Annotated in this window: 27 protein-coding genes and 1 pseudogene; 13 read left to right on the forward strand and 15 right to left on the reverse strand. The window is 60.4% G+C overall.

Features of this window, described 5'->3' with window-relative positions; genetic code table 11:
• The 3 genes and pseudogenes from OCW50_RS24730 to OCW50_RS33450 all read right to left on the reverse strand — a co-directional run.
• Positions 1-217, reverse strand: a pseudogene (locus OCW50_RS24730) (aminotransferase); the annotation flags it as partial.
• A 5-nt stretch (positions 218-222) separates the two neighbouring features.
• A complete protein-coding gene (locus OCW50_RS24735) occupies positions 223-582 on the reverse strand; it encodes an integration host factor subunit alpha (RefSeq protein ID WP_262299350.1) in 360 nt (119 codons plus the stop codon).
• Positions 583-918: 336 nt separating this feature from the next.
• Positions 919-1,134, reverse strand: a complete 216-nt coding sequence (locus OCW50_RS33450; protein WP_373371503.1) for a GcrA family cell cycle regulator — start codon at positions 1,132-1,134, stop codon at positions 919-921.
• Positions 1,135-1,705: 571 nt separating this feature from the next.
• On the opposite strand from OCW50_RS33450, the gene OCW50_RS24740 reads away from it, so the two are divergent.
• Complete coding sequence (locus tag OCW50_RS24740) at positions 1,706-2,281, forward strand: TetR/AcrR family transcriptional regulator (RefSeq protein WP_262299351.1); 576 nt, start codon at positions 1,706-1,708, stop codon at positions 2,279-2,281.
• A gap of 125 nt (positions 2,282-2,406) precedes the next feature.
• Here the strand turns inward: OCW50_RS24740 and OCW50_RS24745 are convergent, their stop codons facing one another.
• Positions 2,407-2,625, reverse strand: coding sequence for a dodecin (locus OCW50_RS24745; RefSeq protein ID WP_262299352.1), 219 nt, complete (start codon positions 2,623-2,625; stop codon positions 2,407-2,409).
• Between the two features lie 155 nt (positions 2,626-2,780).
• Positions 2,781-3,038, reverse strand: coding sequence for a hypothetical protein (locus OCW50_RS24750; protein WP_262299353.1), 258 nt, complete (start codon positions 3,036-3,038; stop codon positions 2,781-2,783).
• Positions 3,039-3,752: 714 nt separating this feature from the next.
• On the opposite strand from OCW50_RS24750, the gene OCW50_RS24755 reads away from it, so the two are divergent.
• Positions 3,753-4,748 carry a phasin family protein gene (locus OCW50_RS24755; RefSeq protein WP_262299354.1) on the forward strand — a complete coding sequence of 332 codons (996 nt, stop codon included), beginning with the start codon at positions 3,753-3,755 and terminating at the stop codon, positions 4,746-4,748.
• Positions 4,749-5,323: 575 nt separating this feature from the next.
• Here OCW50_RS24755 and OCW50_RS24760 read toward each other — a convergent pair.
• The gene (locus OCW50_RS24760; RefSeq protein ID WP_262299355.1) at positions 5,324-5,548 is read right to left on the reverse strand and encodes a DUF3563 family protein; all 225 of its coding nucleotides are present in this window, start codon (positions 5,546-5,548) and stop codon (positions 5,324-5,326) included.
• Positions 5,549-6,428: 880 nt separating this feature from the next.
• Here OCW50_RS24760 and OCW50_RS24765 point away from each other — a divergent pair.
• The gene (locus OCW50_RS24765; protein ID WP_262299356.1) at positions 6,429-6,737 is read left to right on the forward strand and encodes a DUF6894 family protein; all 309 of its coding nucleotides are present in this window, start codon (positions 6,429-6,431) and stop codon (positions 6,735-6,737) included.
• Between the two features lie 182 nt (positions 6,738-6,919).
• On the opposite strand, the gene OCW50_RS24770 is transcribed toward OCW50_RS24765, so the two are convergent.
• The 3 genes from OCW50_RS24770 to OCW50_RS24780 form a co-directional block, all read right to left on the reverse strand.
• Complete coding sequence (locus tag OCW50_RS24770; RefSeq protein ID WP_262299357.1) at positions 6,920-7,123, reverse strand: helix-turn-helix domain-containing protein; 204 nt, start codon at positions 7,121-7,123, stop codon at positions 6,920-6,922.
• The gene (locus OCW50_RS24775; RefSeq protein WP_262299358.1) at positions 7,120-7,389 is read right to left on the reverse strand and encodes a hypothetical protein; all 270 of its coding nucleotides are present in this window, start codon (positions 7,387-7,389) and stop codon (positions 7,120-7,122) included. The genes OCW50_RS24770 and OCW50_RS24775 overlap by 4 nt, the downstream gene beginning before the upstream one ends.
• Positions 7,390-7,578: 189 nt before the next feature.
• A complete protein-coding gene (locus tag OCW50_RS24780; RefSeq protein WP_262299359.1) occupies positions 7,579-8,328 on the reverse strand; it encodes a proteasome-type protease in 750 nt (249 codons plus the stop codon).
• Positions 8,329-8,644: 316 nt separating this feature from the next.
• Between OCW50_RS24780 and OCW50_RS24785 the strand changes: the two genes are divergently transcribed.
• Positions 8,645-8,866, forward strand: coding sequence for a hypothetical protein (locus OCW50_RS24785; protein WP_262299360.1), 222 nt, complete (start codon positions 8,645-8,647; stop codon positions 8,864-8,866).
• 526 nt (positions 8,867-9,392) lie between these two features.
• Here OCW50_RS24785 and OCW50_RS24790 read toward each other — a convergent pair.
• Positions 9,393-10,598, reverse strand: coding sequence for an IS701 family transposase (locus OCW50_RS24790; protein ID WP_373371504.1), 1,206 nt, complete (start codon positions 10,596-10,598; stop codon positions 9,393-9,395).
• Between the two features lie 53 nt (positions 10,599-10,651).
• On the opposite strand from OCW50_RS24790, the gene OCW50_RS24795 reads away from it, so the two are divergent.
• The 6 genes from OCW50_RS24795 to OCW50_RS24820 all read left to right on the forward strand — a co-directional run bounded on the left by OCW50_RS24795 (position 10,652) and on the right by OCW50_RS24820 (position 16,487).
• Positions 10,652-10,846, forward strand: coding sequence for a hypothetical protein (locus tag OCW50_RS24795; protein WP_262299361.1), 195 nt, complete (start codon positions 10,652-10,654; stop codon positions 10,844-10,846).
• Between the two features lie 713 nt (positions 10,847-11,559).
• Entirely contained in the window at positions 11,560-12,570 is a 1,011-nt protein-coding gene (locus OCW50_RS24800) for an ABC transporter ATP-binding protein (RefSeq protein WP_262299362.1), read from the forward strand.
• Positions 12,571-12,611: 41 nt separating this feature from the next.
• Positions 12,612-13,895 carry an ABC transporter substrate-binding protein gene (locus OCW50_RS24805; protein ID WP_262299363.1) on the forward strand — a complete coding sequence of 428 codons (1,284 nt, stop codon included), beginning with the start codon at positions 12,612-12,614 and terminating at the stop codon, positions 13,893-13,895.
• Between the two features lie 37 nt (positions 13,896-13,932).
• Positions 13,933-14,844 carry an ABC transporter permease gene (locus tag OCW50_RS24810; protein ID WP_262299364.1) on the forward strand — a complete coding sequence of 304 codons (912 nt, stop codon included), beginning with the start codon at positions 13,933-13,935 and terminating at the stop codon, positions 14,842-14,844.
• 4 nt (positions 14,845-14,848) lie between these two features.
• Complete coding sequence (locus tag OCW50_RS24815) at positions 14,849-15,751, forward strand: ABC transporter permease (RefSeq protein WP_262299365.1); 903 nt, start codon at positions 14,849-14,851, stop codon at positions 15,749-15,751.
• Positions 15,752-15,755: 4 nt separating this feature from the next.
• Positions 15,756-16,487 (forward strand): aspartate/glutamate racemase family protein, encoded by a 732-nt coding sequence (locus tag OCW50_RS24820; protein ID WP_262299366.1) that lies wholly within the window; start codon positions 15,756-15,758, stop codon positions 16,485-16,487.
• A 28-nt stretch (positions 16,488-16,515) separates the two neighbouring features.
• Here OCW50_RS24820 and OCW50_RS24825 read toward each other — a convergent pair whose 3' ends face one another.
• Together OCW50_RS24825 and OCW50_RS24830 are read right to left on the reverse strand one after the other, a co-directional pair.
• Positions 16,516-17,334 carry a transglutaminase-like domain-containing protein gene (locus OCW50_RS24825; RefSeq protein WP_262299367.1) on the reverse strand — a complete coding sequence of 273 codons (819 nt, stop codon included), beginning with the start codon at positions 17,332-17,334 and terminating at the stop codon, positions 16,516-16,518.
• Positions 17,331-18,284, reverse strand: coding sequence for a transglutaminase family protein (locus OCW50_RS24830; protein WP_262299368.1), 954 nt, complete (start codon positions 18,282-18,284; stop codon positions 17,331-17,333). Before OCW50_RS24830 ends, OCW50_RS24825 begins: the two co-directional genes overlap by 4 nt.
• A 917-nt stretch (positions 18,285-19,201) precedes the next feature.
• Here OCW50_RS24830 and OCW50_RS24835 point away from each other — a divergent pair.
• Positions 19,202-19,501 carry a LuxR C-terminal-related transcriptional regulator gene (locus OCW50_RS24835; protein WP_262299369.1) on the forward strand — a complete coding sequence of 100 codons (300 nt, stop codon included), beginning with the start codon at positions 19,202-19,204 and terminating at the stop codon, positions 19,499-19,501.
• A 94-nt stretch (positions 19,502-19,595) separates the two neighbouring features.
• On the opposite strand, the gene OCW50_RS24840 is transcribed toward OCW50_RS24835, so the two are convergent.
• Positions 19,596-19,910 (reverse strand): DUF3574 domain-containing protein, encoded by a 315-nt coding sequence (locus OCW50_RS24840; RefSeq protein ID WP_262299370.1) that lies wholly within the window; start codon positions 19,908-19,910, stop codon positions 19,596-19,598.
• 138 nt (positions 19,911-20,048) lie between these two features.
• Complete coding sequence (locus OCW50_RS24845) at positions 20,049-20,285, reverse strand: BrnA antitoxin family protein (RefSeq protein WP_262299371.1); 237 nt, start codon at positions 20,283-20,285, stop codon at positions 20,049-20,051.
• Positions 20,286-20,605: 320 nt separating this feature from the next.
• Between OCW50_RS24845 and OCW50_RS24850 the strand changes: the two genes are divergently transcribed.
• On the forward strand, positions 20,606-20,812 hold the full coding sequence (locus tag OCW50_RS24850) for a cold-shock protein (protein WP_262272893.1): 207 nt from the start codon (positions 20,606-20,608) through the stop codon (positions 20,810-20,812).
• Positions 20,813-21,157: 345 nt separating this feature from the next.
• On the opposite strand, the gene OCW50_RS24855 is transcribed toward OCW50_RS24850, so the two are convergent.
• On the reverse strand, positions 21,158-21,385 hold the full coding sequence (locus OCW50_RS24855; protein ID WP_262299372.1) for a hypothetical protein: 228 nt from the start codon (positions 21,383-21,385) through the stop codon (positions 21,158-21,160).
• Positions 21,386-21,807: 422 nt separating this feature from the next.
• Between OCW50_RS24855 and OCW50_RS24865 the strand changes: the two genes are divergently transcribed.
• On the forward strand, positions 21,808-22,971 hold the full coding sequence (locus OCW50_RS24865; protein ID WP_262299373.1) for an epoxide hydrolase family protein: 1,164 nt from the start codon (positions 21,808-21,810) through the stop codon (positions 22,969-22,971).
• Positions 22,972-23,149: the final 178 nt, after the last annotated feature.

Consider the following 23,149-nt stretch of genomic DNA (forward strand, 5'->3'; position numbering starts at 1 on the left):
GGCCGCCGATGCCCTTCGACGCCGAGTAGCGGTCGGTGCGCGGCTTGCCCACGGTCTCGACGAGCTTGTCGATCACGTGCTGGGGAGCCTGAAGGTCCGGATTGCCCATCCCGAGGTCGATGATGTCCGCCCCGTTGGCGCGGGCCGCGGCCTTGATGCGGTTGACCTGCTCGAACACATAAGGAGGGAGGCGCTTAATCCGGTAGAAATCAGGCATGGGTCTCATTCCATGGCCGCTTGAGCCGACACAAGCGGTCCTCTACGCCGCCGCCTTGAGCGGGGCTCCGGCACGCTGCCGTTGATGCGGGCCTTGAGAAGATGCGATGCGCTGAAGGTCAGCGACCGGCGGGGCTCGATGGGCACCACGGTCCCTGTCTTGGGATTGCGGCCCACGCGCTCGGTCTTGTGGCGAACGGTGAAGACGCCAAAGCCTGACAGTTTCACACCCTCGCCGGTAACAAGAGCTGCGCTCATCTCCGCAAGAACCTGCTCGACCAGATCCGCCGACTCTGCCCGCGAAAGTCCGACTTTATTAGAAACCGCCTCTGTCAGATCAGCCCGGGTGATGGTCCTGCCCAGCATGAGGATTCCTTAGTGCCGATCGTTCACTTAAGAAAAAGGCCGCTGTTGCCAGCGACCTGAGGTGCAGAGGACATCTCCCTCTGAAGGGAACGACGCCGCAGGGTAGAGAAGCGACGGTTCGAAAGACTGTTACCAAAATGCGGCCATTCTTAGTATGAAATTTCAACAACGTGCTCATGCGCGTAACGCATAATCAACGGGCAGATTGGCGAACGGGTTATGATAGATATGTCGTAACGAATGAATGACGGGAAGTTTGTATGGCTGAAGATGGCCCAGCCATCACGGAAGATCTCTGCAACACTGGCCTTGTTATGAGATCGCAATCGCTGGTTCTCACGCAGGGCGTCTTCCAGCTCCCAAGACAGTTGTGAGGGGCTTGGTGTAGACCAAGCGCCGGTGCCATGGGCACCAGCTTGAACCTGCCTGAGTCTCACTGCCGCAGAAGATCGCTTTGGTCTGCTCGTCCGAGACGATGAAGCGGCATTGCCGCGCCTGCAGCTTGAACAGGGTGGTGCGAGTTTGCGGGGACGGTTCGCTGATCTCAGGCATGGCTCTGACATCCGGAAGAGGGCCAGAGGGGCAACCCGATCAGGGCTCAGACGAGTTCCGTGCCGGCGTGAGCTATCCACAGCTTGATTGATAACACGTCGGATTACAGAGGTCAGCGCACGGCGAGGCTGCCGAGGAGCCTTGCTACGGCAGCTGGGCGCACAGAGTGATGACGGCAATCGCTGCTGAAGCCGCCGTGGCCGACAGCCAAAGATCGATGGCCTGTGGCCATTGAGAGACAAGTCGCTTCATCAGGGTACGATTCAAACGGTCAGGTGAGGAGCAATGGATGGCTGAGAACGGCATACTGCCCAGCCGTAAACCCGGAATGGCCGATCCGGTTCCAACAGCGCATCACATTTCAGCAGTGCAATGTCTCACGTTGCCAAGGTTAGCCTGCGCATGAACGAGAATACATTCCAATCTGTTCCTCTTCAACCTGACCTCGCTATCATGACAGAACCCCGCCGAGACCTCTAGCGGCTGGTCACGCACTCACCGTGACGCTGAAAGGCTGGACGCTGACATGGCGAATGCACCTCGTCTGGATGGGTTGAGCGCAAGGATAGCGATGTCGGGACGTGTTCAAGGCCGAAAGAGCTCCCGCGAGAGGATTCTCGACGCGGCTGCGGAGCTGGTGAGCGAGATCGGGTCGGGACGGCTGACGCTGGACACCGTGGCCGAAAGAGCTGGTCTCAGCAAGGGTGGGCTTCTCTACAACTTTTCCACCAAGGACGCGCTGCTCCAAGGCATGGTCCAGCGCCTTGTCGATGAGGTTGCGGCGGAGCGGGAGGCACTCCGCGTTCAGGCCGCGCCCGGGCGCAACCTCGAAGCGCGCCTGTGCACGGCGGCACTGCTCAAGCTGCGTCAGGGCAGGACGAAGAAGGTCGCCAATGGCATGCTGGCCGCCTCGGCCGAGAGCCCGCACCTGCTAGATCCGGTGCGTGAAGTCATTCAGGCGACCCTGGAGGACTTGAAAGCGACGTCGGATGATCTGGACGCGGCGCTGCTGGGTTGGCTGGCCATCGAAGGCCTGAACAGCCTTGAGATGCATGACCTCAGCCCATTTTCGGAGAAGGAGCACGAGCAGGTCGTCCAGGCGGTCAACCGCCTGCTCCTCAGGGGAATCGCTGAGGAGTGCCCCTAGGCGCACAGCGGACGAACGAGTTGCGTTGGAGGTACGGCGTCCGTCTTTCGTGCTGTTTGAGACGGAATAAAACCCTGCCGAGTACCATCGCCTTCGTGAGCGCAGAAGTCGGCTCGTCTCACCTCCTATGGCCCTTCGCCTTCCAGCGTGAAGCCGACCTTGAGCACAACCTGATATTGGTAAACCATGCCATTCTCCACGTGCCCACGGGTTTGCACCACCTCAAACCAGCGCAGGTTTCGTAGGGTCTGGTCCGCCCGCTTGATGGCGGTTTGGATCGCATCCTCGATGCTGCTCGTCGACGAGCCCATCAGTTCAACGATTTTGTAGACGTGATCGGACATCGTACGCTCCCATCGTCTTCGGGAGAGCAGAAAGAGCCGAGGGCACAATCTCCTAGTGTACCGATGCTTCGTTAGCTGGTTCGCTTGCATCTTGGACGAACTTGCCGGCGTCGATGCAACGAAGTTCACACTCCGGGCCGAATCCAGATAAGATCTCAGAGCGCCGCGAGTTGCTGCATATACGGCTGTCGCCTGATGCGGTACTGCTCCTTGAGCCTTATAAGCAACCGAGCCTTCAGCGTCGCGCCGAGCGAGCTTCGGCTGAGGGCCGCCCGCTCGAGCTCATATTCCAGGTCGAGGTCGACGAGCACGTCGATCAGCGCTTGCCACGGGACCTCATCCTCGGCCCCTCTCACGCAGGCCGATGACGCCTCACCGTCCCTGCAGATTTTGTACTGTTCTCCAGCAGGCATGCTTTGCTTCTCCCGTCTACCGCATTCCACAACGGTCACAAGCGACTGGCTGATCTCGCCTTAGCTTGTCCTAAGTGGCTTCTTCCAGGAAGCAAATCGCGATGAAGACGCAGACTGCACCAAGCAAAGGAATGAGCTCGCTCAACACCGACACTATGACTACCTCACAACGGTTGCGGCCCAAGCTCACCCCCTCAGCTGGAACACTATGCGTCAGGAACGAACTGGCAGTGGAAAAGGATTATCCTGGAAGGCTCTCAATATCGGCATGTGGAGCCTCAATTTTGAGCATTGTGCCAAGCAAATGGTCTCACTGATCTTCTTGGTGATTGTGACAGCATTCATCAGCTCTCAAGCCCCCATCGGGTGCCTTTCTTCCCGGGACATCCGATGATGCATCAGCTCCGACGTAGCTGCAGTGTGTAAGCCAGCTAAAGGCTGACAGGGCCTGGAACCTCAAGCGGCCTCGCGGACTTGTCCTGCATCAACAAGGCCAAGAATGGCTCGCCCTGTAAGAGCGGCCACTGATTAGGGACGCACGCCCTCGAACCCCAGTAGTACGATAACGCCAGATGACCAAGGCGGCCATGCCGTAGTGCCGCGCCGATCCTGAGTTCTGCGTCACGCTATTGGTTCTGTCGACATATCAGTGTCACAGGATGTGGTCCAAGCTGCAGTGCTTGCGACCGTCTCTTCCTTAACATGCGAGGGATTATGACGACGAATGGACGAGTCAGCCGAGTACCCCCGGACAAGGCGAACGAGCTCTTCGAGAAGCTGCTCGCCACATCCAGCAATGCGATCAGAAGCCGCGAGCGGCTGTTGGCCGAGTTGAAGCAGGAGTTGGACCTCCTCGCGGCCCTTCAGGAAGAGCACCTCTTTCCGGTCCTGCGCCGGCATGGACGTCTGGATCTCCTGCAGGAGGCTCTTACCGCCAACGAAGAAACGAATGCACTCTTGGCCGAGCTGGAGCGCCTGCCCAAAAACAGTGCTGAGTTTATCAGCCAGGTGACGGAGTTGCGGACACTGTTCCAGCAGCACATCCGTGACGACAGGAGGGAACTGCTTCCGGCCGTGCTCGAGGTGCTGAGCGATGAGGAAGCTAACGCCATAGCTGAGACGGTGGAGGATGAAATGGCGAATATGGACGATACCAAACGGTTCGAAGCGCGCCGTGCCCGCGAGCAGGGTGAAGCCGTGCAGCGGGTCACGGAGGACGTGGCAGACACGCTGCGGTCTAACGTTGAAAGCGCCCAGACCATGGTGCAGGCCATGCAAGAGGCCGTGGAGACCAGCCTCAGCGCATTCTCCGAACTGACGCGCCGCTCGACTGACCGTAGTTTGCTGACGGTCGACCGCTCCGACGGTGTTGCTCTGGGGTTGAGCGAAGAGGCGGCGGACAACCTGCGGGCTGTGGCCCAGTCCGGCACGGCCTTGGTGCGTGGATTGCAAGAGGTTTCACGCGAAGTAGCGGATCGCGGACAAAAGCGCCTGCAGCGGAATTTGGACGGCATGCACGCCCTCGCCCGATGCCGGTCGATGATGGATCTCGTCGAGGTGCACAGCTCGCTGCTGCGGGACAATGTTGAGCAGACGGTTGAGAACAGCCGGCGCTTTGCGGAACTCACGCTTCAGATGGCCGACGAAGCCGCACGCACCATGACCTTACGGGCCGAGAAGGCCGCTGCGCGGGTCAGCCGGGCTGCCTAATGACTGAACTCATCGTCTCCGTCGGCCGCCGCTGCGAAACAGCCCGGCCGGCGGGTTGACCTGAAGTATGCCGTTGCGGCACTCCTTCTGTGTTGGTCGACAGATACTTGGTGCGACTATACTGACGGCTGCAGGTGGGGTTGACCTGTTGCGCCCGCAGTTGCTGTCGCCAAACCACCTCTGCACAATCCTGAGATACGCTGCAAGGATCACACGGGATTGCTGACAGAGGTGAGACGCATCAACCTCAACCAGTCATACTGCGGCTCTCCTCCACTGAGGTCCTAAGTCGAGTGTTTATTTACGCCCCTGTGGTCAGCTTATGCTCGTACAAGCTCATGGTGCCGTGTAATCCGTTCCGCCCCTTGCTCTCTTCTGACCACGGACAGGAGCATGCCATCTTCTGTGACAGGAAGGATGCTCACCACCTCGAACAGACGTCCTGTCCCTCTGACGCGGACAAGCTGACCAACCACGAAGGCAGATTGCATCACGCGCTCCACGCTGAAGCGGGTGGTGTATAAAGCTCGAGCACGAACAAGTCTGGATCGTTACCGGATGACTTGGGGCACGGATCAGAAATGGTGAAACGATCCGCGTCTTGGCCGATCCGGACGATCAAGTTCCCGGATTCGGAACTCCAGCTCATGGATGTCTGCCGCTGATGCGAGATGCGCCGCATCGCGCTCTTCATCTGTGGGTGCAAGCTGATGGCGGATCCAACCCAGATGACGCTCGATAACCAGTGGCAGCGACAGTTGACCAAGGGAGGCCAGCTTGCAAAGCGTGTACAAGACCATGTCATGGCTCCTCTGAATGCGTCCGGTGCCCTCTGGCGCTTCCTCTGCAGCCTGCGTGTTGGTGTGCGCTCTTTCGTGTGCTCGCGCTCTCGTCGGATGTCTCAAGCGATAGCAAGCTGGCGTAAAGGTTCCGTTACGAAGACGCTGAAGGCCCGCGTGGACTACGCCGTTTGACAACCACGATCTCAGGCTGCCGTCCTCGGGCAATCTCCGGCCGACTTTGCCTAGTCTGCGCCTGCACCATCAGCACGCGGCCTCGGACCTCATCTTCTGGCAGGCCAATCAACTGTGCCGCGATGGCAATCTGACTATCGACCTGGTCTGTCAGGCCCTGCGCCGCCGCGATGGCCTCATCGAGACCAGGAGGATCATAGCGTGTGCGCCGCAGGCTCCACGCGGCAGGAGTGCTATTCTTGTGACCCATGGCCCTCTCCCCGGCACCTGACAAGCTAACGAGGAAAAAGGCGATTTGTGCGATGCACAATTGTCGCAGCCGACGTTCACCGGAATTGTGAGTGAAGGTGAGTGGCAGACGTGCCAAAGGATCGCTTGGACGTTCCGATCTCCTGGCGAAATTGCGCCGAAGTCGGCGAAAATCGAAATCAGACGCCGAAGGACAGTGGTGGAGTCCTTCGCATACACATTGTTTACCATGGCTCCGGCAAGATGCGGGTTCCGGGCGCGTGGCGTATCAGCTCGAACAGAGACTCTGGTGCCGTTGGTCAATGGCGTCGGGGTGGTTGGAGAGCTTCCTCTCCGCTGATGCCCTGGCTGAGGGCTTTTAAGACAGTACCCTTGGCCAGGACGCTCGGGCGCACCCATACGGGATAGCGGTTGAAGATCAAGACAGAAGAGGGGCTGGCCGACAGGAGAAGGTGCCATGGTCCGCTACTGTTTCGATGTCCAGAGCGGAATGCCACCTGTGCGCGATGACGAGGGCGCCGAATTCGACAATCTCGATGCGGCCGTGCAGGCAGCGGCCCGATCGGCGGCTGAGATCGGGACGAACCGCTTGGCGAAGGGCGACACCAGCGATGTCGTCATCGAGGTGCGGGATGAGCAGAACCAGCGGGTCTGCACGACAACCGCGTCGATGCGGATCTACCGCCACGGCCCACCGGATCGGGGCCGCATTCCCGGAGTGCGTAAGCCACGCAAGGCCCTCGACAAAGAGAAGCGCCCCGCGTGAGCAGAGGCGCTGAGTTCCAGAGGGAGAAGACAGCCCCAGCCCTCCACTCCTGGACACATTGAGAATGCCTCATCTGCTGCACGGTGGCTGTACCCGGGAAGACACACGGGCGCGCATCCCGCGATTGACCTGTGCCTCGGCTGAAAGTCATACGAGCGAAATGAGATGGATGAGGAGATCGATCAAGGGCGCTGCTGGTCAGCTCTCTCATGCACTTTCTTCAGAACCGATTTCACATACTCCTGGACGAGCGGTGTCGCCAGGCCAAGCTCGCGTGCCATCGTGTCGATGCCGGCTCCCTCGCCCAGGCGCCGCAACACGGTAGCTTCCATGGTGGAGAACCGGCAGACTTCCGGATCGGGCAATCTGATGATGGCTGCCGTCATGCTCGGCCGCCCAGGAGCGCCGACAGTTCCATGACGTAGTTCTCCCGCCGCTGTAGGTGCCTGGCCTTGAGCATCGCCAGCGTCCGGTCCTTTACACTGGTATCGGGCAGAGTTCTGCGCAAGGACTCGCGCTCTCGCTCGTATTCGTCATCAATCTCCCGAAGAATGGAACGCAACGATCGCACCAGGGGATGATCCTCAACAGATTCAGCGGGACCTGCGCTGCTCCGGTTGCTGATCAAATGGCTCTCGGGCTGGTCGCTCACCCCCGCCTCCATGACTGCTGTCCTGCAGATTGGATAGTGGCAGGAATATAGGTAGCTTGTCTGTCGGCAAGACGACACATCAAGGCCGATCAGGCCGGCTTGATCGATCTTTCGGCACAAAGCCGAGCGGATGAGCACAATCTGCTTCGGGAAGCAGCGCCGAAGCAGAATGTCACCAGCAATCTGCACTCATGACGGCTCGCGTCCATAGGGCGGGCGTGGAATGCTTTTGTGGGCGGCGCGCAAGGCGGCGGACCAGCGCTCGCTCAAGTCATGGAAGTAAGGCTCGCCCGGCTCGATCCGGTGGAGCACGTCGAAGGCGAACGCATCGCGCCGGGCAATCGCCAGATCGATGGGAAGCCCGACTCCGATGTTCGAGCGCATGGTCGAATCCATCGAGATCAGGCTGATCTTCAGGGCCTCATACAGACCCGTGTTGTAGCGAACGGCCCGATCCAGAATGGGCTTGCCGTACTTGTGCTCGCCGATCTGAAGGTAGGGAGCGTCCGGCCCGCAACGGATGAAATTGCCGGCTGAGTAGACGAGGTAGAGCTCCATCGGCCCGCCCGTGATCTGCCCGCCGAACAGGAACGTCACATCGAACCTCAGGTTCGCCTGCTCCAGGGCTGCCTGCTCCATTGTCCGGACTTGCCGAATGGCTCGGCCGATCAACAGGGCGGCCTGAAACAGGGTTGGCACAGTTTGCAGCGTCTCGGCCTCGCCGGTCTCCTCATGGCGGAGCCCTTCGGTCAAAAGCCCCAAGACAGACTGGGACAGGGACAGGTTGCCGGCACTGGCGAGGACCAGAACGCGCTCGCCTGGCACGGCGATGGTCGTGAGCTTGCGGTAGGTGGAGATGTCATCGAGCCCTGCATTGGTGCGGGTATCAGCGATCAGCACCAGGCCCTGCTCTACCAGAACACCGACGCAGTACGTCATGGACGGCCCTCATCTGTTCCACCAGCCGTCAGAGAATGCCGAGCCTGATCCTGTCATGCAACAAGCGTCTGCATCTTGGGGTTTGGCTCTCTCGGAGCAAAATGGGCGCAAGAAAACAGCAAGCTAAACTGTAAGGGAGTCTCTTGCTGTCGGTGTAAGCTGAAGTATTGCAGTCGTCGCGCCGGGCTCCGAATCGCTTGCACGAGCCGCAAGGGACCGATGAAAATTTAGGCTTGATTGTCGGTTGCTTCGGCGCGAAGGTCCGCGGGCGACGCATCTGCTGCGTTGCAGAGGCGTTGCCGATAGGAGATGCGCCATGGCGAACCGTCAGCAAGACCAAGGCAATCAGGGCCAGGATCGGAACCAGCAGAGCCAGAACAACCAGGGCCGGAACCCACAGGGTTCGAATCAGAAGAACCAGGGCCAAGCCCGGGATCAGCAGAACCAGAGCGGCCAGGACCGGAAGCAGCAGGATCAGCAGAACCAGGGCCGGAATCCGCAGGGCTCGGATCGGACCCGGGATCAAACCCAACGCTGACCGCTCGTGGTCAAGCTGGCACGGCTCCTCGATCCGGGTGAGCCGTGCCTGTGGAACGAGATCGATCAGCCATCCTCCCAACGCTGCTATCCCGCGCTAGCGGCAGGCCTTTTCGGGCATTGAGGCACACTTCTTGCTTAGCCGAGGGAACACTCCAGTTCTGAGGCTAGAGCAACGGGCATTCAGACGAATCCATATCCGGCGGCAGTGAAGTAGTTACGGCATGCCTCGGGCTCGACGAGATCGGAGATGTCGCCGATGGCCCGCCAAAGCGCGTCGAGCGTTCGGGCATCGACCCGGCGCAGGTGCGATTTGATCTGGGAGGAGGCCTGTTCAATGGGATTGAGATCGGGACTTTAGGGTGGCAAAATCAGGAACCAGGCGCCCCTTTGCGACTCCGTCAAAACGGCCGTTGCTCTAGTACTACAGCCGGGATTTACGTCGGCGGCGGGTGCGTTGGCGCCAGTGACATTCGCGAGCGCGCTGCTGATGCCGCCGTCGCCAGACGGACCAGTGCTCGACCGCCTCAGCCGAAGGCGGCCGCTCCCACACCAGATGCCAGAGCAGCCGCCGCACTTCGGGCACGGTGAACGGCAGCAGCCCTGCGGCCTGCACGACGGGGGCTTCTCCCCCCGATGGCGTGCTGACGCACGATCGTGAGATAAGCGTGGGCCAACATGGATAAGGTGATGTGCCGGTGCCAGCCCGTCCACGAGCGCACCTCGTACTCGTCCAGTCCGGTCTCGCCTTTGGCCTCCTCAAAGCAGCTCTCGATCCGCCAGCGCTGACCCGCAATCCGCACCAACGCGGCCAGCGCCGTCTCCTCGGGCGAGCGGGTGAGATAGAACGTGAACTGATGCGGCCGGCCCTTCTTGCGCCGGATCAGCAAGCCGGTCTTCCAGCCCGGCACCGGCGGCGTGCGATACGGCAGATAGGCCCAGTCATACAGCCGCGGCCCCTTGGCGCCATCGCCTGCACTCAGACGCTGCCAGCCTCTGGCCGGCACGTCCTCGAGCCAATCCTCGACAGGCTTGAACCCGAGCCGCTGGGCCGAGGTCACCGCCAGCACGTAGCCGCGCCCATGCGCCTCGATCAGGCGCCGCGTCTGATGGTCGGCGCCGTACACGCAGTCGCCCACCACCCACCGGCAGGGCACGCCGACCTCGAACGCGCGCTTCAACATCGCCTGTCCGAGCTTCGGCTTGGTGGTGAAGCTCACACTCTCCGGAACGCCTGCTTCCGCACGGCGTGCGGCATCGAAGGCCCAGGTCTCGGGCAGGTACAGCGCCCGGTCAATCAGGGTATGGCCATGCCGGCTGGCATAGGCGAGAAACACCCCAATCTGGCAGTTCTCGATGCGGCCGGCGGTGCCGGAGTACTGGCGTTTGACGCCGGCCGACTTGTCGCCCTTCTTCACAAAGCCGGTCTCGTCGAGCACGAGCACAGCGTCGGGATCGCCCAGGTGCTCGACCACATAGGCCTGCAGGTCGTCACGCACCGCATTGGCATCCCAGTGCATGCGGGCGAGGAAATCCTGCACGCCATCTGGCGTCATGTCGCCGGCGGCTTCCGCCAGGTGCCAGCCATTCTTACGCTCGAGCGGCGATAGCAGGCCCTGCAGGTAGGCTCTGGCCCGTCGGCGCGGCTCGATGCGGCCAAACCGGGGAGCAATCCGGGTGCAGAGATCGTCCAACCGAGCGGCCCAGCGGTGGGCCTCGCTTGCGTGCGTCATGGCGCGACACCTCCGTGTCTAAGACAACGCACAAACCCGGCTGTAGTACTAGCATGCTGAACTTTCTCCGGCCCTGGCTCGACACCCTGAACAAGGCCGAGCGCGATCTCAGGCAGCAAGACTACGTTGTCGTCTATGGTGGAATGACATCCATCATCGTCCCGATCAGCTCAGGCGAGCGGACGCCACGGCTGCCCAACAAGCCCCTGTGGCTGTGGGGGGCGGCTCCAGCGGCTTTGGGGCTCTGATCAGAACCCCAATCCTGTTTGCCATGCGAGAAATCCACGGCATCGACGGCAACGCGGATCGCTCCGTCCGCGCGATGGCAGCCTCCCGGCACAAGACTTTAGAGCATTTTTCGGCGAAGTGGATCCGGCTCGCCGTCAAAAATGCGGCACAGCCAAGAAGAGAGGTGATTCCACACCAGTGGAAACAGCTCTAGCCTATGAGACGTGGCTCAAGTAGGTGCTTTACGGGAGTTACGGCGCTCCGGCTGAGAGTTAAAGCGAACCTCTCTCGGCTGGAGCGTTTCGTTTTAGGCTCGACTGTTCCGAGCCGTGCCCCATCCTACCGCGCTCCTAGCGGGCGGCTTGTGTCGGTTGGCCATCCCCTCAAGCCCACTCAGCTGTCTGTCGTCGACAGACAGCCACATGCATGGGTTCGAGTTTCAAGCGGACTTCAGGTGGGTCTGGAAGTGCCACAAATGACTGCATGTCGGGCTGACGCCTGATGCGGCATGCTCCTTGAGCTTCGAGAGCATCGGCGTCGTCAGCGTAGCGCCGGGTGAGACTCTGCTGAGGACTCCGCCATCCATTGATGACCATCGTAGTGCGAAACGTATAGGCGGATGCCTATTCTTTAGTCATTGGAAGACTGCAATTGAACCTGCAACGAACTGGCTAAGTAACAACAGAGAAAGCTATACACTTGATGCTGGATTATGGCGGCGCCCGAGGTATCAATGGTTCAAAAGGCCAGCCGTGGCAAAGTTGAATTCGTTCAAACGGTAAAGGCATATGGAGCCTCTGTTGCGGTTGCCGGTATCGACCTTAGGATACCCGCTGCGACGTACTGCTGCCTGCTAGGCCCATCGGGATGCGGGAAGACCACAAGCCTGCGCATGCTAGCTGGGCATGAGGCGGTTACCTCGGGCGACATCCTCCTCGACAATGCGAACATCACCCTGATGCCGCCAGCCAAGCGCGGAACGGCAATGATGTTCCAAAGCTACGCCCTCTTCCCACATCTCACAGTGGTCGAGAACGTCGCCTTCGCCCTCAGAATGAAAGGTGTGCCGAAGGTCGAGCGCCTCATCAAGGCGCAGGAGATGCTTAAGATCGTTGATCTTGGGACCTACGCTGAACGGCGTCCTTCACAGCTTTCAGGCGGGCAACAGCAACGCGTTGCGCTTGCGCGCGCCTTGATCATGCGCCCATCCGTCCTTCTTCTCGACGAGCCGCTCTCGGCGCTTGATCCATTTCTTCGCCTGCGCGTCCGAGGTGAACTCAAGCGACTGCAGAAAAGCCTGGGCATCACTTTCGTGCATGTAACGCACAGCCAGGATGAGGCCTTGGCGCTCTCGGACCTCGTGGTTCTGATGAATTCCGGTAAGATCGAGCAGAAGGGCACGGCCGAGGATCTGTTCACCCGCCCGAGAACAGCCTTTGTGGCGCGGTTCATCGGGGCTCATAACGTCATTGATCTCGGAGACCGTGCGATTGCAGTCAGAATAGACCGGACGATGCTGCGACGAGATGGCTCGGCGGATGCAACGCGTCGCGAAGTCACGGTCAGAACCGTTGAATACGCTGGAACCAGCTTCTCAATCCAGCTCGTCGACGACCGCGGCAGCGAACTGGCCGCTCTCATATCCGAGCAGAGCTTTCGCGCCACGCCTCTCACCGAAGGCGAGCGTGTGCTCGCCTCATGGGCTCCCGCAGATGCTCATGTCCTCGAAGGTGGAGCCCGGTAGGCGATCAAAGTCTAAACCCAAAGAGGGAAAAGGGGAATACAATGAGGAAGAGAGACGATGCGACGAACCTGTCTCGCCGGCAAATCCTAAAGGGGGGTGCAGCGCTTGCAGGCGCGGCCGCCGGAACGGCCATCACGGGCTTTCCGGCCGTCATTGCAGCCGAGCCCGTGACGCTCCGGTACCTTTCGACCGCGACCAACCAGTCCCCTGCCATCGCCGAGAAGGCCGCCAAAGATCTCGGGATCAAGATCGAGTACGTCACAGTCACAACCGACGACGTGACCAAGCGCATCATTACGCAGCCAAACTCCTTTGATTTGGTCGACACGGAGTATTTCAGCCTCCGTAACCTGATCCCGTCAGGAAACCTGATGGGCATGGATGCAAAGAAGATCAAGCTCATTGACAAGCTCGCGCCGGCCATCACCAAAGGCGAGATCGGCGGCAAGAAAATCGGCCTTCAGGGCACGGCACCTAACAAGGTGATGTATCTGGAAGGGCAGAACTCAAAGAAGTTCGCTGCGTCTCCCACAGAGTGGATCACCCTGATCCCCACCACCTACAATGCCGACACTCTCGGCATCCGACCTGACCTGATTGGCCGTCCCATTGAGAGTTGGGCGGAACTCCTGAACCCACAGTTCAAGGGCAAGGCCTCAATCCTCAACATCCCATCCATCGGCATCATGGATGCTGCTATGGTCATTGAGGCATCCGGTAAGCACAAATATGCCGACAAGGGCAATATGACGAAGGATGAGATCGACCTCACGATCGCGACCCTCATCGAAGCCAAGAAGGCTGGACAGTTCCGCGCCTTCTGGACCGACTTCAACGAGAGCGTGAACCTGATGGCATCGGGCGAGACAGTGATCCAGTCGATGTGGTCGCCCGCCGTCACAGCCGTGCGCCTCAAGAACATTCAGTGCAAGTTCCAGCCGCTCAAGGAGGGCTATCGTGCCTGGGCCTCCGGCTTTGGCCTGCCGAGGACCCTCAAGGGTAAGAAACTCGACGCGGCCTACGAGTTCGTCAACTGGTTCCTGTCGGGTTGGGCAGGCGCCTATCTCAACAGGCAGGGCTATTACTCGGCAGTGCTCGACACCGCCAAGGAGAACATGGAGGCCTACGAATGGGCCTACTGGATGGAAGGCAAGCCTGCCGAGAAGGACATCAAGGGCCCCGACGGCGGCCTTTTGGAGAAGGCAGGTGCCGTCCGCGACGGCGGCTCCTACAACGAGCGCATGGGATCCGTGGCGTGCTGGAACTCGATCATGGATGAGAACGCCTATATGGTCCGCAAGTGGAATGAGTTCATCGCGGCCTAAGCAAAGCATATTCCAGCATGGCTGAAGCCCTTCAGCCATGCCTCTTCTATCCACGACTGACAAGCAGGCGATGACCCATTACGCGCGTTGGACCTCCTACTGGCAGGCCGCACCCTTGGCGGCGGTGCTCCTCCTGTTCTTCGTTTTGCCCCTCGTGGTCACCTTCATCGTCAGCTTCTGGAGCTATACGGGCTATTCCATCGAGCCGGACTTCATCTTCGACAATTACCGCGATGCCTTCGACCGCTGCATCGTCGCCCTGCCTGATCTCTGCACCACGTTCCGCACCTATCTGTCGACGCTCCGGTTCTGCCTGGCTGTGTGGCTCCTCACCCTGGTGATCGGCTTCATCATCGCGTATTATCTGACCTTTGAGATCCGCACCACGACCATCCGCCTGGTGCTCGCTCTCGTGTGCACCATCCCGTTCTGGACCTCGAACGTGATCCGCATGATTTCCTGGGTTCCCCTCCTGGGGCGGAACGGCCTTGTCAATCAGGCCCTCGTCGGTGCGGCCATCATAGATCAGCCGCTCGACTGGCTCCTCTATTCCAACTTCTCGGTGCTGCTCGCATTCGTCCACCTCAACACGGTATTCATGATCGTGCCCATCGCGAATTCCATGTCGCGCATCGACAGGTCGCTGGTCGAAGCAGCGAGAGACGCTGGTGCGACAGGATGGCAAATCCTTCTGCACATCATCATTCCGCTTTCAAAGACGGGCATTGCCATTGGGTCGATCTTTGTCATCACGGTCGTCATGGGAGATTTCATCACCATTGGCATCATGGGCGGGCAGCAGATCGCGTCCGCCGGCAAGGTCATCCAGACCCAGATCGGCGCGCTTCAGTTCCCGATCGCAGCTGCAAACGCGGTGGTGCTGCTTGCGGTCGTCCTGATGATCATCGCTACGCTCATCCGCTACATCGATATCCGGAAGGAACTTTAAGACCATGAGCGAAGGTCGATCCCGCAGCTTCTATGTCCTGTCGTTCCTCTTCGGGCTCTACGTGCTGTTCCTCTACGGGCCGACACTCACTATCGTGGCTCTGTCGTTCCAAGGACCGGGAGGGGGAATGACGTTTCCCATGAATGGGGTGTCCCTCCACTGGTTCCGTAACCTCTGGGCTGGCATCGGCGTGCCTTACGTGGTTGATGCGCTTCTTAACTCTCTCAAACTCGGGGCGTTCGTTACGGTCCTGACGGTTGTGATCTCCCTGATGGCGGGTTTGGCCTTTCGCCGGAGTTTTCGAGGGCAGAGCGTGCTGTTCTATACGGCCATCGCGAGCCTGACCCTGCCTTCCATCATCGTGTCCCTTGGTATTGCCCTCGAATTTCAGATTATCGACCAGAGTGTAAAGGCGGTCGGCGACGCTTATGAGATCGGCGCGATCCAGAATTCTTATCAGACTGCCATGGGCCTTATGTCGTCCGGTCTTGGAGCGCACCTGACATGGACACTGCCTTTCGGCGTGCTGATCATGTTCGCAATCTTCAACCGCTTTAACAGCGCCTACGAAGAGGCGGCCCAAGACCTCGGGGCCTCATCCTGGCAGACTTTCATCCATGTCCTCGTGCCGATCATCGCGCCTTCCCTCGCAGGCGTCTTCCTCTTCGGGTTCACTCTGTCATGGGATGAGATCGCCCGGTCAAGTCAGGCGGTCGGGGCGGACAACACTCTCCCGCTCACCCTGCAAGGTCTGACGACGACCGTGACGACGCCAGTCATCTATGCCCTCGGCACGGTGACAACAGGGATCTCGTTTGCGGTCATTATCGTGACCGTATCAGTCGTAGTCTCGTTACAGAAGCGGCGCTCGCGACACGGGTCCGATGCCGGGAAAGGCTTGGTCTGACAATATGCGGCTTCTCCTCATCAATCCCAATACCACCTCCTCTATGACGCGGAAGATCGAGGCCGCGGCCCTGGCTGTTACCCATGAAGGAACGACGCTCTCGGCGGTCAATCCGCTCGATGGCCCTTCCTCCATAGAGGGATATTTCGATGAGGCCTACAGCCTCCCGGGCTTGCTGGGTGAGATCCGGAAAGGCGAAGAGGCGGGGTTCCAGGGTTATGTGATCGCCTGCTTCGACGACACGGGACTGGACGCGGCCCGCTCGCTCGCAATTGGTCCGGTAGTCGGGATCGGGGAGGCAGCGTTTCACTGCGCCAGCCTCATCGCAGGGCGCTTCTCGGTCATCACCACATTGGCGCGGTCCGTGCCGGCCATCGAGCACAATCTCGCGAGATACGGCCTGGCCGCACGGTGTGCTCGGGTTCGGGCATCCGATGTTCCCGTACTGGCGCTGGAGGATGCGACCAGCAATGCGCGAATGCGAATTTCCGACGAGATCGAAGCGGCCAAACGCGAGGATCGCTGCGAGGCCATCGTGCTGGGCTGCGCCGGCATGGCGGATCTTGCCGCCGACCTTTCAGCACGTCACGGGCTGCCGGTTCTCGACGGCGTCGCGTGCGCCGTCAAGCTTGTAGAAACCCTCGTCGGATTGGGCCTCAAAACATCCAAGTTCGGAGGGTATTCCCCTCCCCTGTCGAAGCCTTATGGCGGCCGGTTCGCCGCCGATGGCTTCTGACGGATCGGCGCAACTCTTTCTCGCCCAATCACTCTGAGGTGTCGCGGACTTCGTCTGTCGTGACGGAGAAGTCTGCCAGGAAGGATGGGCCGAAACTCGTCGAGATTGCCACGTCGGTCGCGTCACGCCCCGTAGCCATCAGGATCCGCCCGATTCTCGGCGTATTGTGACGGGCGTCGAAGGTGTACCAGCGGCCGTCCAGGTAGGCTTCGAACCAAGCACTGAAGTCCATCGGATAATCCACCGGCGGAATACCAATATCGCCCAGGTACCCCGTGCAATACCGCGCCGGGATGTTCATACAGCGGCACAGGGTGATGGCCAGATGAGCAAAGTCCCGACAGACACCAACCTGATCGGTGTGTCCCTGGCAGGCCGTCCGGGTTGCACATGCACCCATATAATCGAATCTGATCCGGCCATGCACATAGTCACAGATCGCCTGAACACGCGCCCATCCGCCCCCGATGCCGCCGAAGAGACGCCAGGCGGTATCCGAGAGGTGGTCGGTTTCGCAGTACCGGCTCCCGAGCAGATAGACCATCACATCGTCTGGGAGGTCCTCGACAGGCTGCTGTACGGCCTCTGGAACGGCTGGATCGTGCAATCCGGAATCGCAGATCAGGAAGTCCGTTGAAAGCTCGAGTCGTCCGGCCGGCGCAAGCAACCGGGTACAGATGTTGCCGAAGGCATCATGATATTGCCTGAACTCGACCAGGGGGTCACACACGAGGTCATCGGGCGTGATGAGATCCGGCTGCCGCGAGGGATGCACATGCAGCATCAGGAGCATTGGAGTCGGTTGCGAGCACTCGAAGGTGATCCGATAGCCTGCGTGAATTTTCATCGCGCGCCTTCCGGATCGGAGAGGCAAGGCTCACTGTCGGGCGCGGTTGTCCTGCCGGCGCGTCGAGCAGCCCTGTCCTCTGAGGCGGTCACGTTCACCTCGACCGTCATCCCGTCGAAATCACCTGGCTCACCCGTCCATGTGCCGGAGAGCGGCACGGCCTGCCGAGGATCGCGGGCCACGGCGATGCGGATGAGGTCGCGATTGCCGATGATGCCGTTGGTCGGGTCGAACTCGACCCAGCCGGCGCCAGGCAGGTAGACCTGGCACCAGGCATGCGTCGAGCCGCCACCGACATGGCCGGATCCGTCCAGGCTCGGGCTGTAGATGTAGCCGGACACGAAGCGGGCCGCGAGCCCGAGCGCGCGCACGGCCTCGATCATCAGGATTGCGAAGTCGCGGCAGCTCCCGCGGTTGAGCATCAGGGTCGTCAGGGGATCCTGGATCCCGGTTTCCGGGCGCCTGTTGTAGGTGAAGCTCTCCTTGATGGCGTGGGTGAGGGTCATCAGGAGTTCACCGGTGCGGGTTGAACGTCCCTGATGCAGAAACTTCTGAACCCAACGATGAATCTGGTGATCTGGGTCGAGATACTGCCGCTCCATGGCCCGCGTCAGATCGGGCATCTCCTCTGCGCTGTAAGCGAAGGGGTAGGTCTGGGCATAGTCCTCCATTTGAAAGTCGGGTGCATTCAAGGGCAGATGATCAAGGCGGATGTTGCTCTCGAACCGCAGTTCGGACGCCTCTTTCGTGAATCGGGCAATGGCGACGCAGTTGCCGAAGACATCATGGATCCATCGCAAAGCACTTGGAGCCGGGTCGATCTCGATCCGGGCTTCCAAAAGCTTCTGATCATAGCTGTCGCGGGGCCGGAACATGATGCGGTGCTCGCCGAACGAGACGGGCTGCATATATCGATACGTTGTTACGTGCCGGACCGCGAGAAGGGTCATCTCATCCGCCACCCAGGAAGGCAACTGGAAGATCCAGAGGCCCTGCCGTTCCAGGCCTCCTGCCGGCGAAGAGTTTAGGATCAAATGAACTGGACGAGAAAGCCCATAGTTTAGGCTTTCTCGCCACCTGCGATATCGCAATCGAGGAGCCGCCCGGGCGACGCTCACCGATGAGTTTTGCTCCTCCAGTATCAGGGATAAATTCCGGCCCTGCGGAGGTCGGTGAGCTCGAGAAGGCGGCTGCCGCGCCCGCCGGCTAGCACATAGGCCATGGCACGGCGTGCGAGCCGGGCAGAGGCAGGGCTCGCGGGCATCGGCATTCCTCCCATCCAAGCATGGCTCTACTGGCCTGCTAAGCTTCTATGCTCACGGGTGAGAGGAGGTTCCTCAGGGGCAAGGGGGAGCATCCGCCAGAGCAGGCTCTCTCAGCCAACCGAGAACGGATTGAGAGGACACCTACCGTCGGCTCTTTTGCCTGAGGATCGAGCCCGTGATGCTGGCAATGAGGCTGCCCGGGAGCATACGCCGGGCGCACCCGAAGTCAGTTTCCCACCGTCCGAGAAGTGTGCCACGCTGCCGCGCCCCAATTGAGCTGCTTGTCACCTCCGGCAAATCAGCTCAGTCTGATCTCAGCTGCCTGTCGACGACAGCTATCGACGAGCCCCGGGAGTTGGCACGGATGGACTGCCCTCCCGGGCTCCTCGTCGGACCTCGGCGCCTACTGCAGGATCTATCCGTGGGCAGGTCAGGAGCCGTCCCTCATTCCCCTACTCCATCCTTGGTGCGACTGGCCTTGGTGCGACTTGCACTTTCTCGGAAGAGTGTGTCGAGCGGCTGCCTTACCTCCGAAGCGCTATGGCCATTCATCCTGCCTCACGGGCAAAGTGTTACCAAAGGGTTGATCCGAAGGGGCAGCGATGGCGAGGGTCGTTTCAACAATCCAGTACCTTGGTGCCGAGGGGCCGCCGTTCGCCGCCAATCTCAACCACCTGCAGACCCGGTCCCTGACGGATCCAGAAGCTCACATCCTTTTGTTGTTGAAGGCCGGTAAGGAGCAGGCCGAAATCGCGGCTGAGGTTGGCGCGGACGAGACTGCTGTGAAAGAGCACATCAAGGCGATCCTGCGTAAAGCCATCGGATCTTCCAGCCAAAGGCCCGATCCGAAGGGAATCACATGCTGCGCGCCGGAAGCATCCCGTCCTGTTGCGGAGCATTGAGTGCACAGCAAACGGTCGGATAAGGAGTCGAGCCCTCCCCTCTGGACAACCCTTAGCAAGCGAGATCCGCCCGTCAGGAGACCTGACTTCATTACTAAAACCGTGCGCAGGTCGCCGTGCGCTCACGCAGGACGGCCTCCTGGTTAAAGCGCTGGCGGTACGCGGCGATAATGTCCGAGATCTTCCCTCGTGCGTTGGGATCACCGGAGTGGAGCACGGTCACGACTTCGGAGGCCTCCCGCTCGATGTGGCCGTTCGCATTGCGCCATTGCCCGGTTGCCTTTACCACCGTCAAGCCATCAGGGAAGCGTGGCGTGATGATCTCATTCAGGAACCGCCGCCATTCGGCCTCACGGACTATTCCTCCCCTCGGGCGGTTGCGGCCAAAGTAGAGCGTGTCGCGAACCATCGACTGATCCCCTGCCTCGCACATCCCTACACTCGAATGGATGGGCAACGAGGACGAGGCACAACCTGCTACTCCCGGCAGAAGCAGAAGCACCATTGCTTGCCAGTAAATGCGGTTAGCTTGCTTCCGGAGACCCATTCACTTGCCGGCCGCCTTGCAGAGGGATGCATTGATCCGCTCCTGCCAGCCTGGGCCATCCTCCTGGAAGAACTCCAGCACATCCTGGTCGATGCGCAGGGTGACGGTCTCCTTCACGCCCGGAATGGAAGGAGCCTTCGGTGGCTCCGCGATCGGCTTCGTGGTCGCCTTCCTGAAGGCCGCCTCCGCGGCCTTCAGTGGAACGCCTGGACGGCGCCCACTCGGTGATCTCGACATCATTGTCCTCCCGGCTAAAGCATCGGATGGATCCCAAAAGTGGACTTGCACTTTTGGGATCCATCCGATGCTTTCTTCTTGAATAAGAGCATCGGTCAGGACGGAAAACCGGATCCACTTTTCCGTCCGATGCTCTAGATCCTGTCTCCTGTGATCTGAAATAGCGACACTTCTCAATGGAGCAACTCGAGGACGGGCATTCCATAGATGCTTGCCAATCTTGAGTCCCGAAACTAGCCTTCCTCCGCTGGGAAAGGGCGGCAAAGGCGGAATGGCATTAAGACACCATTCGAGCCGATGGAGAAGGACGGCAGACGACAATGGCGACAGGTACTGTGAAGTGGTTCAACGAGACCAAAGGTTATGGCTTCATTCAGCCGGACACCGGCGGCAAAGATGTTTTCGTGCACATCAGCGCGGTTGAGCGCGCGGGTCTCAGAGGCCTGAGCGAAGGGCAGAAGATCTCCTACGAGGTCCAGTCCGACCGCAAAACCGGCAAAGAGTCGGCGGTCGATCTGAAGGTTTAGGATGCTTCAAGATATTATGCGGGTCGCCCGCCGTTAGGACCGGCCGCTCCTGTCGGGGAGCGGCCTTTTTGTTGTGCCCCGCCCTGCCGAGTGCCCCTACTCTTGATACCTGATAATTGTTCTTCCGGCCGTGCGCGCATCGTCGTTGAGCTTCTGAAGAGGCTCGTGCTGGTCATGGGCCATGATGGCTACTCTAAGATTGAGGCCCGAGGGACACGGGCGTTCGCTGGTAAGGGTCTTTGGAGGCAGATCGTTGAGACGCCCCCTAGGTCCAACCGTTTGGGGTTCCACATCGTTGATGCGCGCGATCCCTCCGACGCGAACGCAATCGCCTCGAGCAAAGGCTCAGCGTCCCTGCGGCTGCAACGACCTGGCGAGTTCCCGGATCGCGCTGTCCTCAATATTGAGCCCGTCCGGTTCCCGCTCGGCCTTTGGATCCAAGACGGTCTCGAATGCCTCGGGCACGCGCGCCACGTTAACTGGCTGCGGCTGGGGCTCACCAGGAGATTCATTCGCATGTGCAGGCCGATACTGTTGCTGCGCCACGATCCAGAGCGTGATGTGCGGCGCCATCGGGCAGCCTTCCTTATCGGTCACGCAGCCAGCTTGATCGTCTCGAAGTGGTATCGATGCCGCAGGCTCATTTCAGCGCGATGTCGCTTGCCGGGTCGGATAGGAATATCCGTACCCCTGTATGATTTCGAGCACTGCATCAATGCGGGACTGAAGCTCGGCGCTGCCGGAGACCCAGCATGTGAATGCGCCGCTCGCGGCCATGATCGTTTAGACCGATCGCCGTGATGCCCGCACCATCGCCCAGGTGCTGCGCATAGGCTGGTTCAACCCCGTCGACTGAAACACGTTGCGTCTGATCTCCAATTTGCCCAGTCCGGGGTGGAGGTTACGTTGATGTCATTCCTCTATGCGTTCAAGATCCGGTACGGTCCGACAATGGATGGATGAGACCTCAGAGCGCCGAGTCTCTATCGGGGAGCATGACAGCCATGATCAGCCAGCCACAGCCATTCAGACTGCATGTCGCCGACGCTGCCCTCACGGATCTACAGGAGCGCCTGTCACGCACGCGCCTCCCCGACCAGACTCCGGGGGAGTATTGGGCTTACGGTACGGATGTAGGTTACATCAGTACCCTCGTCGACTACTGGCACGATCGCTTCGACTGGCGCACTCAGGAGGCGAGGCTCAATGCCTTTCCGCAGTACAAGGTGCGGCTCCAAGGCATCGATCTGCACTTCCTGCACGTGCCGGGCAAGGGTCCTGATCCCCACCCTCTCCTCCTTTCCCACGGCTGGCCCGGCTCCGTGTTCGAGTTCCTGGAGCTGATCCCTCGGCTAACCGACCCTGAGCAGTTCGGCGGCGATCCGGCCGATGCATTCACGGTGATTGCTCCCTCCCTGCCCGGCTATGGTCTGTCGTTCACGCCCGGTCAGCCGCGGTTCGGGGTTGAGGCCATCGCGGATTGCTTTGCCGCGCTGATGAACGAGGTGCTGGGCTATCAGCGCTTTGGTGCGCAGGGGGGTGACTGGGGCTCGTTCATCACTGCTCGCCTCGGCTACGCCTACCCGGACCGCCTGTCGGGCATTCACCTCAACATGATGCCGATCCGGCGCGACCCGGCGATGGTATCCAATCCCACGCGTGAGGAGAGCCGCTTTCTGGAAGAGCTTCAGCTCTGGCTCAAGGAGGAGACCGGCTACCAGTGGATCCAGGGCACGCGCCCGCAGACGCTGGCCTTTGCCCTGACGGATTCCCCCGCCGGTCTGGCCGCCTGGATCGTGGAGAAGTTCCGGGCGTGGTCTGACTGCGGCGGCGATCTCGAGTCTGTGTTCTCACGCGATCATCTTCTGGCGAACATCAGCTTCTACTGGTTGACCGGCGCAATCGGTTCGTCCTTCTGGCCCTACTATGCGCGCATGCATGGCCCCTGGCCGATTCCGGCAGGAGAGACCGTGACAGTCCCCACCGGCTATTGCGAGTTTCCGCGCGAGATCGTGCGGCCGCCGCGCTCTGTGGCCAAGCGGACATTCACGAACCTTCGGCGCTGGAGCGTGATGGAGGGAGGCGGGCACTTCGCTGCGATGGAGCAGCCAGACGCTCTGGCTCACGAAATTCGCATCCTGTTCCGAACCTTGCGCTGACGCAGGCGACTGATTGGTAGAGACCATCAGCACGGCGACAAGCTCGTGCCGGCTTTGCGGAGTGAGAAGCAGCCTATTCAGAGTATCTAAATAGCATAACAAATACAGGAGTGAAGACGCTGGAGGTCGGCCATCATCCAAGGGCAGGAAAGACCGCCGAAGGCATGACACTCTTGAG

The organism is Microvirga sesbaniae, assembly GCF_025460805.1.
Taxonomy (GTDB): Bacteria; Pseudomonadota; Alphaproteobacteria; order Rhizobiales; family Beijerinckiaceae; genus Microvirga; species Microvirga sesbaniae.

Coding starts and splice junctions, on each gene's coding strand:
- OCW50_RS24735 (WP_262299350.1), bottom strand. CDS start 582: ATGCTGGGCAGGACCATCACCCGGGCTGATCTGACAGAGGCGGTTTCT.
- OCW50_RS33450 (WP_373371503.1), bottom strand. CDS start 1,134: ATGCCTGAGATCAGCGAACCGTCCCCGCAAACTCGCACCACCCTGTTC.
- OCW50_RS24740 (WP_262299351.1), top strand. CDS start 1,706: ATGTCGGGACGTGTTCAAGGCCGAAAGAGCTCCCGCGAGAGGATTCTC.
- OCW50_RS24745 (WP_262299352.1), bottom strand. CDS start 2,625: ATGTCCGATCACGTCTACAAAATCGTTGAACTGATGGGCTCGTCGACG.
- OCW50_RS24750 (WP_262299353.1), bottom strand. CDS start 3,038: ATGCCTGCTGGAGAACAGTACAAAATCTGCAGGGACGGTGAGGCGTCA.
- OCW50_RS24755 (WP_262299354.1), top strand. CDS start 3,753: ATGACGACGAATGGACGAGTCAGCCGAGTACCCCCGGACAAGGCGAAC.
- OCW50_RS24760 (WP_262299355.1), bottom strand. CDS start 5,548: ATGGTCTTGTACACGCTTTGCAAGCTGGCCTCCCTTGGTCAACTGTCG.
- OCW50_RS24765 (WP_262299356.1), top strand. CDS start 6,429: ATGGTCCGCTACTGTTTCGATGTCCAGAGCGGAATGCCACCTGTGCGC.
- OCW50_RS24770 (WP_262299357.1), bottom strand. CDS start 7,123: ATGACGGCAGCCATCATCAGATTGCCCGATCCGGAAGTCTGCCGGTTC.
- OCW50_RS24780 (WP_262299359.1), bottom strand. CDS start 8,328: ATGACGTACTGCGTCGGTGTTCTGGTAGAGCAGGGCCTGGTGCTGATC.
- OCW50_RS24785 (WP_262299360.1), top strand. CDS start 8,645: ATGGCGAACCGTCAGCAAGACCAAGGCAATCAGGGCCAGGATCGGAAC.
- OCW50_RS24790 (WP_373371504.1), bottom strand. CDS start 10,598: ATGACGCACGCAAGCGAGGCCCACCGCTGGGCCGCTCGGTTGGACGAT.
- OCW50_RS24795 (WP_262299361.1), top strand. CDS start 10,652: ATGCTGAACTTTCTCCGGCCCTGGCTCGACACCCTGAACAAGGCCGAG.
- OCW50_RS24800 (WP_262299362.1), top strand. CDS start 11,560: ATGGTTCAAAAGGCCAGCCGTGGCAAAGTTGAATTCGTTCAAACGGTA.
- OCW50_RS24805 (WP_262299363.1), top strand. CDS start 12,612: ATGAGGAAGAGAGACGATGCGACGAACCTGTCTCGCCGGCAAATCCTA.
- OCW50_RS24810 (WP_262299364.1), top strand. CDS start 13,933: ATGCCTCTTCTATCCACGACTGACAAGCAGGCGATGACCCATTACGCG.
- OCW50_RS24815 (WP_262299365.1), top strand. CDS start 14,849: ATGAGCGAAGGTCGATCCCGCAGCTTCTATGTCCTGTCGTTCCTCTTC.
- OCW50_RS24820 (WP_262299366.1), top strand. CDS start 15,756: ATGCGGCTTCTCCTCATCAATCCCAATACCACCTCCTCTATGACGCGG.
- OCW50_RS24825 (WP_262299367.1), bottom strand. CDS start 17,334: ATGAAAATTCACGCAGGCTATCGGATCACCTTCGAGTGCTCGCAACCG.
- OCW50_RS24830 (WP_262299368.1), bottom strand. CDS start 18,284: ATGACCCTTCTCGCGGTCCGGCACGTAACAACGTATCGATATATGCAG.
- OCW50_RS24835 (WP_262299369.1), top strand. CDS start 19,202: ATGGCGAGGGTCGTTTCAACAATCCAGTACCTTGGTGCCGAGGGGCCG.
- OCW50_RS24840 (WP_262299370.1), bottom strand. CDS start 19,910: ATGGTTCGCGACACGCTCTACTTTGGCCGCAACCGCCCGAGGGGAGGA.
- OCW50_RS24845 (WP_262299371.1), bottom strand. CDS start 20,285: ATGTCGAGATCACCGAGTGGGCGCCGTCCAGGCGTTCCACTGAAGGCC.
- OCW50_RS24850 (WP_262272893.1), top strand. CDS start 20,606: ATGGCGACAGGTACTGTGAAGTGGTTCAACGAGACCAAAGGTTATGGC.
- OCW50_RS24855 (WP_262299372.1), bottom strand. CDS start 21,385: ATGGCGCCGCACATCACGCTCTGGATCGTGGCGCAGCAACAGTATCGG.
- OCW50_RS24865 (WP_262299373.1), top strand. CDS start 21,808: ATGACAGCCATGATCAGCCAGCCACAGCCATTCAGACTGCATGTCGCC.